This is a genomic window from Alteromonas sp. 009811495, from assembly GCF_028865455.1.
GTDB lineage: Bacteria > Pseudomonadota > Gammaproteobacteria > Enterobacterales > Alteromonadaceae > Alteromonas.
The window spans coordinates 1,732,522-1,746,521 of record NZ_CP113972.1; the positions used below are offsets into that span (position 1 = coordinate 1,732,522).

Genomic DNA, 14,000 nt, shown 5'->3' on the forward strand with positions numbered 1-14,000 from the left:
CCTTACTTATTCACGCGAGCGCTTTGTTAATTCGTAAAAGCGTTATTTTTATTTGTTCAGCTGCCGCATTTGTTATTTCTTGCGCAGTAGAGTTGGGAAGTCGCTTTTGTAGCTCGCTTAACATTACATCGGCTGAAAGACCCGTAGCGCAAATAATGAAAATAAAGCCGTGTTTATCCAAATACGCTTGGTTGGCTTCTTTAAGCTCATTGAGCGTAGCCTCAGATGCGACAGCAGTACCTGACTGCTCGTTGGCTGCTATTGCTTTTGTGTTGGCAAATTTTTCGCGCAGCGTATTCATGTCACCAATCATAGGATGGGCTTTAAATGCTTCTAAATAATCTTGTTCTGCACATTTCGCCCATGCTGTTCTTGCTGCTCCCTCAATATCCATTAAATCGGAAAAAGGGCGCGCATTGGTCATACTGTAAATCCAAGTTCTCGACGCACAGCATTGTTCAAACCATTTGCTAGCCTGCTGGTTATCTAAATTGTTGAGTTCATTCAACGTCATAGAAATGTTCCTTCTCTTCACATTCGTGGTGCGGCAATGGCGCCAAATCCGAGTGGTTTTTTTGGTGTAGTCGCGCGATTATTTGAGCAGATATGGAAACGGCCACTTCAATGGGTAACTTACCAGGTATGTCGGTATTGCCGATAGGCGTATGAAGTCTCGATAGCGCTGCTTTATCGAATCCGCGGTTTGTTAGCTTTGTAATAAAGCGTTTTGCTTTTGTTTGAGAGCCAATTAACCCAACAAATGGCAGGGAAGGGGACGCAAGTGCTTTCTCGGCAATCCGATAATCGAGCTGGTGGTCATGTGTTAATACAATTAACCAGCTGTTATCTGGCAGGCTAGTAACTTCTGATTCAGGCTCATCTTCAACGACTTGTGTCACGTTAGCTGGCAAGTTATCTGGGAACTGTGCATTTCTACTATCTATCCACGAAATTCTCACAGGAAGCTGCGCTAAGATAGGGATTAATGCTTTTGCTACGTGACCAGCACCAAATACAGCAATGTGTTGCTGGTGAACATTACAAACATCAAACAATACTTTCACCGCGCCACCACAGCATTGCCCTAGCGAACTACTTAAAGGGTAACTGTGAAGCTGTGTGCAAGGCTTTCCTTCCGCAAGGAAGTTTCTTGCGCGCTTAATTGCGTCGAACTCTAAATGCCCACCGCCAATCGTATCAATTGACGTACTTGCGGTTACCACCATTTTACTGCCATGCTCGCGTGGGGTTGACCCCGCCGCGGTGACAACGGTCACCAGTACATACGATTCGTTTTGCTGTTGGCAACGAGCAACGCCCTCGTACCATGTTTGAGGTCGATAGGAGTTACTACTCATCGCGCTTTTCTCACCCCTTCGTTACGTTGCAAACTTTGCACCTTGCCAAGAGCGTCGAGTATCCGCTCTGGTGTGGCTGGCGTATCAAGCTGCGGGTCTTTTGTGTATCCCGACAAACTTGATATGGCATCTTTTAACGCGCACCATACAGAAATTGCTAACATAAATGGCGGCTCACCCACGGCCTTCGAGTGATAAATACTATCTTCCTCATTTTTTCGCCCAAAAAGAGACACATTAAAATGCGGTGGTGTATCGCCAATGGCAGGGATCTTATAGGTCGCCATGTTTTCACTAATTAATTTGCCGTCTTTGTTCCACTTCAGGTCCTCGGTGGTTAACCATCCCATGCCTTGAATAAACGCGCCTTCAATTTGGCCAATATCAATGGCAGGGTTTAGACTTTTTCCAACGTCATGAATAATGTCGACTTTATCGACGGTGTATTCTCCTGTTAGGGTATCAATTGAGACTTCGCTCATTGAAACACCGTAAGCGAAATAAAAGAAAGGACGCCCTTCGCCAGTATCGCGGTTATATTGAAGTTTTGGCGTTTTATAGAAACCACTTGCAGAAAGCGATACGCGTTCAAAATAGGCAGTCTGTACTAAATCTGAAAATGCGATACAGTGCTCTCCTAGTACTAATTGTCCATCGACAAATACTACGCTATGGGCATTTTCAGGCTGGCCAACTGATTGAGCGAAGCATGATGCAAGACGCTCTTTTAGTATCAAACACGCATTTTGTACCGCTTTACCATTAAGATCCGTACCACTTGATGCCGCTGTGGGTGACGTATTGGGTACTTTATCAGTACGGGTGGATGTCACTTCAATCATATCAAGGCCCACACCAAACTCGTTCGCCGCAATTTGGCCAATTTTGGTATGTAGTCCCTGACCCATTTCAGTACCACCGTGGTTTACCTGAATACTGCCATCAGTATAAATATGAACAAGTGCACCTGCTTGGTTTAGGTGTTTTGCCGTGAACGAAATTCCAAATTTAACAGGCGTTAACGCCAATCCTTTCTTAATGATGGGGCTCGTACGATTGAACTGAGTAATTGCCTCACGGCGCTGCCAGTACTGCGCGTTAGTTTCGAGTTCGTCGATCATTTCAGGCAGTAAGTTGTGCTCTACTTCCATGCCATAAGGTGTCGTGGTACCTGTGCTTGGTCCGTACAGGTTGCGCTTTCTCACTGATAGGGGGTCAACACCTAACGCACGTGCTACTTTATCCATCATGGCTTCTGCCATTATCATGCCCTGTGGGCCGCCAAAGCCTCGATAGGCGGTGTGCGATACCATATTGGTCTGTAGCCGGTGACCAACAATGTCGCTAACACCTAAAAAATAACCGTTATCGGCATGAAACATCGCTCTATCGACAATGGCATCAGAAAGATCAGGCGAGTGACCACAAATACCGTTAATCTCCATGCGTGTCGCTTCAATTTTGCCTGTACTATCGAACGCAACTTCAAAGTGGTTTTCAAAAGGGTGCCGTTTACCCGTAACATGCATGTCGGTAAAGCGAGGAAGACGCAGTTTCACGGCACATTTGTTTCGTGATGCAAGGAGTGCCGCAATACAAGCCCATTGTGCTGCTTGGGTTTCTTTGCCGCCAAAACCCCCGCCCATTCGTCGCATATCAACCATAACGCGATGCAGTTTCACGTTGAGTACTTCAGCCACCAGTTTTTGAACCTCACTGGGGTGCTGGCTAGAAGTGTATATTTTCATACGATCTTCTTCATCAGGAATGGCAAGGCTGACCTGACCTTCCAGGTACATATGTTCTTGGCCACCAATACGAAGGGAGCCTTCTTCAGAATTAGTCGAATTGTCTAGTGTTGGTTGTACCTGCGTACTGTTTTGACCAAAACGGTGAGTAGGGCGCACAAACGTTTGCTGCTTGTGAGCGGCATTGGCATTAAGAATAGGCGAGCTTTCCACCACATTTATTTGACCCTTCTTAGCGGCTTGTCGCGCTAACTGAACCGATGTGGCAAGTACAGCAAAAACGGGCTGGCCAAAAAATTTGATTTCTTTATTGGCAAGTAAAGGATCGCCCTCAAACACAGGGCCAATATCCTTGTGACCCGGCACGTCATCGATAGTTACAACATCTACTACACCTTCACTGGCGCGAACATCGTCCAAATTTAGTGATGATATCAGCCCTTTCGCACAGCTACTTAATCCCACTGCCGCGTAAAGCGTACCTTGGGGTTCAACGATATCGTCAACATAGTTTGCGCTGCCTTGTACTTGTCGAACAGCACTTTCATGTTTTGATGATACATGTACAACCGCGTTATCTTCAGTTGTTGTATTTGCAGTGTCGATTAACTTACGCATGCTGCACCACCCGAGTCTCAATGTTGTTTTGCGTTTGATTTTCTAGCCAGAAGCGATGCCAAAGGTTCGCCAAAACCGTTTTACGATACTGTGCGCTGGCCCGTACGTCGTCGATAGGAGTGAAAGCATCAAAAAGAATTTGCTTACCTATGCTCATGGTTTCATGACTTGAAAACTGTTTGCCCGCTAACGCATTTTGTAATTCATTACATTGAACAGGCGTTGCGGCAACACCACCGAATCCACTCGTTACTGTGACAATCTTGCCTTCTTCAAGTGTGAGCTTGAATACTGCGCAAACTGCAGAAATATCATCTTCAAAGCGCTTAGATATTTTATATGCTGCGACTTGTTGCCTATCTTCCAACAGTGGTATTTCAATAGCTGAAATCCATTCGCCATAAGCAAGTTTTGTTTTTCTGTAGCCTTCAAAGAAGGTGTTAATTGGCACTGTGCGAATGTTCTCGCCATTATCAATATGTAATAATGCCTGTAATGCGAGTAGCAGAGGCGGCATGTCACCTATTGGCGATGCGTTTGCCACATTCCCACCTATAGTGGCTTGATTCCGAATGGGCAAAGAAGCAAAGCGTGTGATCAACTCAGCAGCTTGTGGAAAATGTCGCAATAGCAAAGGTGCCACATCATTGATAGGCAAGGCTGCACCAATTAGAAGAGAGCGCTCTGTTGTGGTGCATTGTTTTAGGGATTCAATGTGTGACAAGCTAATTAAGGTACTAATGTTTTTTAACTGTTGAGTAAATTGCAAACTTAAATCAGTACTGCCTGCGACGAGTTGTGCACTAGGGTTTTGAGATATAGCGCTTTTTAGCGATTCGCGCGTGGTGGGCATGATGATATTAGTCGTGCCTAGATTGTCCGCTTTTAAAGCGGTCAGGCGAGTTAGTGTCTCAGCCTCGCGCTGACTAAATTGGTCATTCGCCTGTTGTTCACACACCTTAAGCGTGGCGTCAATAATGGGGCGGTAGCCTGTGCAGCGACAAAGGTTACCAGAAAGCGCGTTTAAGACGTCGTCTCGGTTAGGTTTACTGTTGGTGTGATAAAGGGCAAACATAGACATTATAAAGCCCGGCGTACAGAAACCACACTGTGAACCATGATGATCAACCAATGCTTGTTGAACGGGATGCAAGGTGTCGCCTGAACTTAAGTGTTCTACTAATAATAGCTGTTTACCATGGACCGCGCTCATTAGCGTGATACAGCTATTTACCGTACGATAGTGCAAAGACGTTGACGCGTCATTTGATGGCTCAACCAACACTACAGTGCACGCTCCGCAATCGCCAGCAGCGCACCCTTCTTTAGTACCAGTGTTTTTTCTATACTCGCGAATGTATTGCAGAAGAGTGAGATCGGCCCTCGCTTCATCTATTTCAACGATATCTTGATTAATAAGAAAGCGAATCATACTCACACCTTCCAGTTATTGTCTTTATTGTATTCATTAATATAGCTGTATTTATATCAAAAAAGTAGACCACATGGTCAATTTATTGCTTATAAAAAATGGCCTAAGCGATTAAGGCCATCATTTTCATGAATAAAAGTAAGCAAATTACGTGCGCGTTTTGACGAGGCACGAAAATTAAAATGAGTAATAGGCGAGTCCTCTTATGCTTGGTGGCAATTGGCAAAAATTTGGCAAAATTCATGCTAACGTAGCAATAGGAGTGGCGGCGCTAGCGTTGTATACTTTTGTAATGCGCGAGTTCTTGATATAAAGAAGCATCACGCTTCAATGCGCTTGCAAAACAAAATTGCAAAGGAATTTGAATAATAATGATAAAGGTAAAAAGCGCCGATGCTGGTGTGGGCGCTATGAATAGAAGAAAAATACTTCAGGCCGCGGAAAAGTGTTTTGCGCAGTTTGGCTTCAAGGGTACTGCGGTACAAAAAATAGCAGATGAAGCTGGCTTGCCAAAAACCAATGTTTTGTATTACTTCAAAACTAAGCAAGAGCTTTATGTGGCAGTACTCGAAGAAACCCTTTCACTGTGGAACTCTCACTTCGATAAAGCAACAGTAAAAGACGATCCCGCAACGGTGCTTGCGACCTACATTGCCGAGAAAATGGAAGTCTCCAGAACGCATCCATTAGCATCAAAAATCTTCGCAATGGAGATTATAAACGGCGCTCAGAATTTAAGTGGTTACTTTGATGAAGAGCACGCGCTCTGGATGAAAGGGCGTCTTGAACTGATTGAGGCGTGGGTTGAAGCGGGCAAGTTGCCTCCAGTGGAAGGTGAATATTTACTTTATACTATTTGGGCAAGTACGCAGCACTATGCAGACTTTTCAGCGCAAATTACTCGACTACGTGGTAAGAAGATGACTAAAGCTGATTACGAGCAAGCGACTAAGCAAGTGGTAAAGCTTGTGCTTGGCGGGTGCGGTTTATCAGTGCCTGAAGAGTATAGGGACTAATATGTCACAGGCTAGCTATCCAAGAGATCTAATAGGTTATGGTCAACATATACCGCATGCTAAATGGCCTAACGATGCAAAAATTGCGGTGCAATTTGTTTTAAACTACGAAGAGGGTGGTGAGAACTGTGTGTTGCATGGTGATGAAGCCTCTGAGGTGTTTCTTTCTGAAATCATCAATGCACAAGCATACAAAGATAGGCACTTAAGCATGGAGTCTATCTATGAATATGGCAGCAGAGCTGGATTTTGGCGTTTACATAAACTGCTTAACAAATTCGACATTCCCGTTACCGTTTTTGGCGTGACCATGGCAATGCAACGTCACCCTGAAGCGGTAAAAGCAATGATTGATTCAGGCTGGGAAATTGCCAGTCACGCCATGCGTTGGGTGCACTACCAAGACATGGATGAAGCACAAGAGCGCAAACAAATTGATGAAGCGATTATACTGCACGAACAACTCACTGGCAGTAAGCCTGTAGGGTGGTATACGGGGAGAACCAGCCCGAATACGTTAAAGTTAATTGCTGAGCGTGACGACATACTTTATTGCGCTGATTCTTATGCAGATGACTTGCCTTACTACGATTGCCACTACAGCAAGCCGCTACTGATGGTACCTTACACTCTAGATACTAACGATATGCGTTTTGCGACGCCACAAGGGTTCAACAGTGGTGAGCAATTCTTTACTTATTTGAAAGATGCGTTTGATGTGCTGTATGAGGAAGGGGACACTTCACCTAAAATGTTGTCGATAGGTCTACATAATCGAATTATTGGTCGACCTGCTAGAATAGCGGCATTGAAGCGTTTTATTGAGTATGTAAAGTCTCACGATAAAGTATGGCTTGCAACACGAGAAGATATTGCCCGCCACTGGCTGAGTACTCACCCTAAAGACGATAGTGACAATATGTCGGTTTAGGATGTAGTCTAAGAAAAAACAAAGGACACCATTATGAAAACTAAAATTATTGCCATTATGTTTGGCGCACTTGCACTTACTGCTTGCTCTAAGTTGACCAAAGAAAACTACGACAAGCTTGAAATGGGTATGACTCAAGAAGAAGTGGAAGCCGTATTAGGTACTGCCGATAACTGTGGCAAAACGATGGGAACGTTGGCGTGTACATGGGGCGATGAAGAAGCCAAGCACATCAAGATAGTGTTTATGGGCGATAAAGCCGTAACATTTAATTATGATGGCCTAGAGTAGCAATCAATAATCAATAAAAAAGGTGGCCATGGCCACCTTTTTTCGTCTAACTAACGGTTTTTTATTTTAAATCGAGTATGTAGCGAAGTAAGAACACTAGCGCCAAGGCGTATGTTAAAGGTGTAACTTCTTTAAATTTTCCTGTGCCAACTTTTATGCCTACATAAGTGATAAAGCCCAGTGCTATTCCTTCACTAATACTAAACGTTAATGGCATTGCAATTAGTGCAACAGATGCCGTCGCAAGCGCGCCTAAGTCGTCAAAATCAACTTGGCGAATGGATTCCATCATTAAAATACCCACCATTAGTAGAGCGGGCGTTGTCGCCATTAGGGGAATAACCTTCATCAGCGGCGTAAGAAATAACGACAGTAAAAAGCAAACCGAAACAACAATTGCCGTAAGGCCCGTGCGACCGCCAGCGGATACACCCGTTGCAGACTCTACATAGCTTGTTACTGGCGATGTTCCCACAGCTGCACCCACCACGCTGGCAGCGGCATCAGCTGTCATTGCAGGGCCTATTTTAGGAAGTTTCCCTTCTTCGTTAAGTAGGTTAGCTTTGCGGGAAACACCAATAAGCGTGCCGATAGTATCGAACATGTTCACAAACATTAGAGCAAAGATGAGGTCCCACGTTTCGGCCAAATGATCAATTGGATACCAAAAATCCATTGCCATAAAGGTTGATGAAACTGACTCGGGCATACCTACAATAGCATTGGGGGTAGCAGTAAGCGTCCCATTTTCAGTAGGGATAAAAGCCCCGATAATCGTAAGCGTAACAATAGAAATCAAAATGGCACCAGTCACACGCTTTACCATTAATACAATGGTAAAGATAATGCCTAATAGCGCGAGCAACACCGCAGGTTCCGATAGATCGCCAAGTTGAACGAAGGTGGCAGGGTTATCAACAATTAGTCCTGCATTCTTAAGGCCTATAAATGCAATAAATAACCCTATCCCACATTGCACACCTACTTTTAGTGAGGGGGGAATAGATTCAGCTATCTTGGTTCGCACGCCAGTTAATGACAAAATGAGAAAAAGAATACCATTCCAAAACACAATGCCTAACGCCGCTTCCCAAGGAATTTCTCGTCCAAGGCAAATGGTAAAGGCAAAAAAGGCATTGAGACCCATTCCAGGGGCAAGTGCGATAGGGTAATTTGTCATAAGCGCCATTAGCAATGTACCTAAACACGCAGCAAGTGCAGTGACGGTAATTAGCCCTTCAACGGGCATGCCGCTTAACCCTAATATTCCTGGATTAACGACGAGAATATAAGACATGGCCGCGAATGTAGTAAGGCCGGCAATCACTTCGGTCTTAATCGTTGTACCATGGCTTTGTAGTTTGAAGAGCCGTTCAATAAGGTTGTTGGACATCAATTTATCTCTTGGTGTTTTTGAGTTTATGTGCTGAGTAGGAACCAGTTAAAGCAATAAGCTGACCAAATAGTCAACTTGTTGGTGCGTTTTGTGCTACCTTTTAGAAGCTAGACAACACAAAGTCAGCAAAACGGTGAATTAACAACAAAAATAGATGCTAAAAAACCGCCAGTTAAACCTCAATGAGCGTTTAATACTCGTTAACAGATAGCATTAGAGATAAACTATAGCGCACCAATTAAATGCGTTGCATCAACGTGGTGCGAAATAAGTGAGGGGCCATGTCGTTATCTTCCATTATAAAAAATACTCCAAAGGCCGAGCTACATCTGCATATAGAAGGTAGCTTAACGCCAAAACTTATGTGGCGCCTAGCAGAAAAGCACAGTATAACACTTCCGTATGCAAGCGTGGAAGAGATAGAAGCGGCATATAATTTCAAAGACTTACAAAGCTTCTTAGATATTTATTACGCTGGTGCAGGTGTACTTATCGATGAAGATGATTTCTTTGACCTAATGTGGGAGTACCTTACTCGGTGTCACGAAGAAAACATTGTGCATACCGAAATTATGTTTGATCCCCAAACCCATACTGAGCGAGATATCGGTTTTGATGTCTTTATGCCGGGCTTTCTGCGCGCCATGCAAAAGGCACAAGAAGAGTATGGTATCAGCAGCTTTTTAATCATGTCTTTCCTGAGGCATTTACCAGAAAGTTCGGCGTTCGAAACACTAGAAGCAGCCAAACCGTATTATCGAAACATTAAGGCCGTTGGGCTAGACAGTTCAGAGTTGGGGCATCCACCCTCAAAATTTGAGCGAGTTTTTAAAAAGGCGAAAGACCTCGGGTTCAAAATAGTCGCTCATGCTGGGGAAGAGGGGCCAGCAGCCTATATTTGGGAGGCAATAAAGCTTCTTGACGTAGATAGAATTGACCACGGTGTAAGGTGTCAAGAAGACGAGTTGCTCATGGCCTACCTTAAAGAAAAGCAGATCCCGCTTACTGTCTGCCCTTTGAGCAATTTAAAACTCTGTGTTATTGACGACATGAAGCAGCATAATATTTTGGCATTACTTGATGCAGGCTTATTGGTTACCGTTAATTCGGATGACCCTACCTACTTCGGGGGATTCTTAAATGCGAACTTCGAGGCCCTAGCAAATTCACTTGACGTGAACGAGGAAACCATTAAATCACTGGCAATTAATAGTTTTAAAGCGAGCTTTTTGAGCGAAGAGGACAAAGCGAAGTATATACAGCAGGTTAAAAACGTTTAATTGAGTAGAAACCAACGAAGCGAGATAAAAAATCAATTTACTCGCTTCAGTTTCTTATTTTTTTTCCATCAACATTGTTGTTGCGCGAATTAGCACAGAAAGTTGCAACATGTGCTCGGGCATATCTTCCAATACGCCTAGCTTAGCTAATTGCTCCATTTCCGCTGACTTCTGTCTTACAGCATCTGCACCAACATCGCCAGAGACGCCCTTAATCGAGTGGCTCTCAAACCTTATTGCTTCTGCATCTTCGGCGTCTATAGCCGATTGAAGCTGACTTTGCTTTTGCTCAATTTGCGCAACATACATATCGGCTATTCGATTTAATAAGGTTTCATTACCTGCTAGTCGCCCTAGTGCAGCGCTGCGATTCCATAACTCGCTGTTGGTGTATTGACTGGCTAGCGTATCTGGGTTCACGAAAATACCTTTTTGGATGTGAATAGTTAGTTTTGGTTTAACTATGTGTTTAAATTAAAAAGCTTTTTTACCACAACTATAACGTAAATACAGCTGATTTATTTATACTAAAGGTTAATGTTCTTTTTCTATCTAAGCACGATACTAGAGCTTGTGTCCAAGATTATTTATGGCTTTCTCATGGAACAAGAGAACCAGACAGTTGTTATAATAGACGACGAGCCCAGTACGCTTTTGCTACTTGAGCATGCAGTCTCAGCCATCGCCAATACGATTACCTGCTTAAACAGTTCGCAGGCCTTTGACTTAATAGTAACGCAACAGCCTGACTTAATTATACTTGATATCAACATGCCTGAGTTGTCGGGCTTCGAACTGTGCGAGAGAGTTAAAGCGCGCCATGCTACTGCACACATACCGGTAATATTTGTAACCTCAAACAGTGATGCCAGTAATGAACGAAGGGCGCTGACTTTGGGCGCTATAGACTTTATTTCAAAACCAATTGATATAGAGTTGTGTCGTTTGAGAGTAAATAACCACCTATTGATGTCGCGCCAAAAGCGCATGCTAGCTCATGTCAATCAAGCGCTCGAAACCGAAAAACAGCAACTTGCGGTTACGCTTCGTTCTATAGCCGATGGCGTGATTTCAACCGATGAAAATGGTCTTATAACCTTTATCAATCCAGTGGCAGAGCGATTAACAGGCTATCTGGAGAAAGAAGCGTTAGGAAAACCCATCAACAACGTAATGAATTTACGCGATGTCCAAACCTCTGAGGCAATGCTTAATCCTGCGCTATATGCACTTGAGGTAAAGCGTCCCGTGGCGATGGCGTACAATACAACGTTAATGAGCCGACATGGTGATGTATTTCGAGTAGAAGATACTGCATCTCCAATTATTGATGACAAGGGCAAATTGCTTGGGGCTGTTATTGTTTTCCAAGATGTATCTGAAGCGGTAGAGATGGCAGTAAGGATGACGCACATCACCAATCACGACCAGCTAACCGGCCTACCAAACCGCGTATTACTGCACGATAGAATTGTACAAGCCATATCTCGAAGCAAGGTGTTACAACACAGTATTGCATTACTTATTATCGATATCGACAACTTTAAATACCTTAATGATAGTCTTGGTCATAAAGTTGGGGATACAGTAATTCAGTCTATAGCAGAGCGCTTAGCATCCATTGTTGGCAATAACGCCACATTGGCGAGAGTTGGCGGTGATGAATTTGCCTGTCTGCTATCTGATATTGGCTCCGGATTCAGCGCTGATAGTATCGCAATGGCCTGTCTGCAGGCCGGCAGAGTACCGATAGACCTTAATGGCAAATTGCATCAACTGAGCTTGAGTATAGGCATTAGTTTGTTCCCACAAGATGCATCAAATGCTGAAGAAATGATGCGTCATGCCGATACAGCCATGTATCGGTCGAAAACCAAAGGGAAAGATGCGTTTAGCTTCTTTTCAAAGGATTTACAACTCGCCATGCATAGACGGGTAGAGCTAGAAATACTCTTGCGCAACGCCATTGAAAAGAATCAACTGGCAATATTTTTGCAACCCAAATACAGTTTTGCTGATAGAAGCGTGGTTGGTGCAGAGAGTTTAGTTCGGCTTTACGATGAAAATGGCAAGGTAATAGGCCCTGATGAATTTATACCGCTTGCTGAAGAAACGGGACTTATTCACCAGCTAGGGTATCAGGTGCTTCAAAAAAGCTGTGTTTTGGTTGCCGAGTGCCATAAACGTGGCCAGGCACTTAAACTTGCAGTTAACGTGGCAGCGAAGCAGCTGGCAAACCCAAGTTTCGCTAAAGAGGTTGAGCAAATCATAACGGCGACAGGGATAGATGCCAGCATGATTGAACTGGAAGTGACAGAGTCGGCTTTAATGCATGATTTTGAGCAAACGAAAGATATGCTAAACGCATTAGCGAACCTTGGGGTTAGCATTGCATTGGACGATTTTGGGACAGGTTACTCAAGTTTATCCTATTTGCGACAGTTTCCTCTTGATGTGCTCAAAATTGACCGTTCCTTTGTCATCGACATGGACCAAGAACAGCAGGCGTTCGATATTGTAAGTGCTATTGTTCAATTAGCGCTAAGTCTGGATTTAAAGATAGTTGCTGAAGGTATAGAAAACGAAGCTCAGTTTGAAGCATTAGAAAAGCTGGGCTGTCATCTTGGGCAAGGGTACTTATTGTGTAAGCCGGTTGCGGTGGATGAGTTCCTTGTTTATTTTGCTAATACACAGCCCATGGAAAAAGCCTTATATTAATCAAAAGATTGCAAAATTTGCAGGTCAACCCACAGTAAGATATTGAATTACAAGAATGCGTATAAATATTATTGCTAATTATACGTATATTTCTTTATTGAGGGTTGCTAGACTCGTATAACGTAGTCACGTGAGGTGCCTCTTGGCTGCATATTTTGACATTATGCATGCAAGTCGCTACCAAACGCTGTAAAAAAGTAAATATATCGAGATTACGCTCGGCCTAAAGTTATTGAGAATTAGTAATTAATGAATCGAAAAGAGTTAAAACCGTTTTCTGAATGTCGAGTACTAATTGTCGATGATGAACCGATGAGCCGTATGTTACTTGAGTCGATTCTAATGCCTGTTTTTCAATGTGACACAGCACAATCAGGCAAAGAAGCTATCTTGTATTGCGCAGACAAATTACCAGATCTTGTGTTACTAGACATGAATATGCCCGATACTGACGGGCTTGATGTTTGTCGAGCTTTAAAAGCGAAAAGTGCAACAGCAGATATTCCAGTCATCTTTGTTACATCTACCCTCGATATTGAAAGTGAGAATGCGTGTTGGGAAGTTGGGGCATCTGACTTTGTTATGAAACCGGTTAATGCCTCTACGCTTACCCATAGAATTAAGACACACGTGCTTAATAAGCTAAGAACAGAATTCTTAGAAACAATGACCTATCACGACCAACTAACAGGTCAGTACAACCGGATGTACTTAACCAAGGAAATCCCCCTACTTATCAAACAGGTTGCTAGAGACAATGGCAGTGTTGGCGCAATTATGATTGATATTGATTTCTTCAAATTGTTCAACGACACCTATGGGCATTTAGAAGGTGATCAGTGTTTGAGTCGTGTCGCTCAGTTAATTTCAAGTGTCATGAAACGTCCTAAAGACGCGGTTATCCGCTTCGGCGGCGAAGAGTTTTTAATCATACTGCCATATATCGACAGCGCGGGCGTTAGTTTGTTAGCTCAGGAACTTGTCGAAATAGTACGAAAAGCGGAAATACCTCACTCTCATGGTATTGGGAATAAGGTTTCTATTAGTGTGGGATATACAGTTTGGCAAGCAAATAAAGTCGCTGAAGAAGGCGTAGAAGCGCTAATTGAAGAGGCCGATGTCAAATTGTTTGAAGCGAAAGAGCAGGGAAGAAATCAGGTAAGGGGCTAAAACGCCTAATAGTTAGCCAATGGTTTAATTTTCTCTCTACCA

12 protein-coding genes are annotated in these 14,000 nt (G+C 43.6%); 6 read left to right on the forward strand and 6 right to left on the reverse strand.

Annotation, left to right across the window (positions count from 1 at the left end; all coding sequences use genetic code 11):
• Window positions 1-10: 10 nt before the first annotated feature.
• From uraD to xdhA, 4 genes are read right to left on the reverse strand one after another with little or no spacing between them, the layout of a single operon-like run.
• Window positions 11-514 carry a 2-oxo-4-hydroxy-4-carboxy-5-ureidoimidazoline decarboxylase gene (uraD, locus tag OZ660_RS07915; protein WP_274743116.1) on the reverse strand — a complete coding sequence of 168 codons (504 nt, stop codon included), beginning with the start codon at window positions 512-514 and terminating at the stop codon, window positions 11-13.
• Window positions 501-1,358, reverse strand: a complete 858-nt coding sequence (xdhC, locus tag OZ660_RS07920; RefSeq protein ID WP_274743117.1) for a xanthine dehydrogenase accessory protein XdhC — start codon at window positions 1,356-1,358, stop codon at window positions 501-503. Before xdhC ends, uraD begins: the two co-directional genes overlap by 14 nt.
• Entirely contained in the window at window positions 1,355-3,724 is a 2,370-nt protein-coding gene (gene xdhB / locus OZ660_RS07925) for a xanthine dehydrogenase molybdopterin binding subunit (protein WP_274743118.1), read from the reverse strand. The genes xdhC and xdhB overlap by 4 nt, the downstream gene beginning before the upstream one ends.
• Entirely contained in the window at window positions 3,717-5,156 is a 1,440-nt protein-coding gene (gene xdhA, locus OZ660_RS07930; RefSeq protein ID WP_274743119.1) for a xanthine dehydrogenase small subunit, read from the reverse strand. Before xdhA ends, xdhB begins: the two co-directional genes overlap by 8 nt.
• 371 nt (window positions 5,157-5,527) lie before the next feature.
• Between xdhA and OZ660_RS07935 the strand changes: the two genes are divergently transcribed.
• The 3 genes from OZ660_RS07935 to OZ660_RS07945 are packed head-to-tail and all read left to right on the forward strand — an operon-like array spanning window position 5,528 to window position 7,394.
• Window positions 5,528-6,172: a TetR/AcrR family transcriptional regulator gene (locus OZ660_RS07935; protein WP_274743120.1), complete on the forward strand. Its 645-nt coding sequence runs from the start codon at window positions 5,528-5,530 to the stop codon at window positions 6,170-6,172.
• Between the two features lies 1 nt (window position 6,173).
• Window positions 6,174-7,103, forward strand: coding sequence for an allantoinase PuuE (puuE, locus tag OZ660_RS07940; RefSeq protein ID WP_274743121.1), 930 nt, complete (start codon window positions 6,174-6,176; stop codon window positions 7,101-7,103).
• Window positions 7,104-7,136: 33 nt separating this feature from the next.
• Window positions 7,137-7,394, forward strand: coding sequence for a DUF3862 domain-containing protein (locus OZ660_RS07945; RefSeq protein ID WP_159625187.1), 258 nt, complete (start codon window positions 7,137-7,139; stop codon window positions 7,392-7,394).
• 61 nt (window positions 7,395-7,455) lie between these two features.
• On the opposite strand, the gene OZ660_RS07950 is transcribed toward OZ660_RS07945, so the two are convergent.
• Window positions 7,456-8,787: an NCS2 family permease gene (locus OZ660_RS07950; RefSeq protein WP_274743122.1), complete on the reverse strand. Its 1,332-nt coding sequence runs from the start codon at window positions 8,785-8,787 to the stop codon at window positions 7,456-7,458.
• 284 nt (window positions 8,788-9,071) lie between these two features.
• Here OZ660_RS07950 and OZ660_RS07955 point away from each other — a divergent pair, with 284 nt between their 5' ends.
• Window positions 9,072-10,070: an adenosine deaminase gene (locus OZ660_RS07955; protein WP_274743123.1), complete on the forward strand. Its 999-nt coding sequence runs from the start codon at window positions 9,072-9,074 to the stop codon at window positions 10,068-10,070.
• A gap of 54 nt (window positions 10,071-10,124) precedes the next feature.
• On the opposite strand, the gene OZ660_RS07960 is transcribed toward OZ660_RS07955, so the two are convergent.
• The gene (locus OZ660_RS07960; protein ID WP_274743124.1) at window positions 10,125-10,490 is read right to left on the reverse strand and encodes an Hpt domain-containing protein; all 366 of its coding nucleotides are present in this window, start codon (window positions 10,488-10,490) and stop codon (window positions 10,125-10,127) included.
• Window positions 10,491-10,670: 180 nt separating this feature from the next.
• Here OZ660_RS07960 and OZ660_RS07965 point away from each other — a divergent pair, with 180 nt between their 5' ends.
• On the forward strand, window positions 10,671-12,788 hold the full coding sequence (locus OZ660_RS07965) for a two-component system response regulator (protein WP_274743125.1): 2,118 nt from the start codon (window positions 10,671-10,673) through the stop codon (window positions 12,786-12,788).
• A gap of 249 nt (window positions 12,789-13,037) precedes the next feature.
• Window positions 13,038-13,958, forward strand: a complete 921-nt coding sequence (locus OZ660_RS07970) for a diguanylate cyclase (RefSeq protein WP_274743126.1) — start codon at window positions 13,038-13,040, stop codon at window positions 13,956-13,958.
• Window positions 13,959-14,000: the final 42 nt, after the last annotated feature.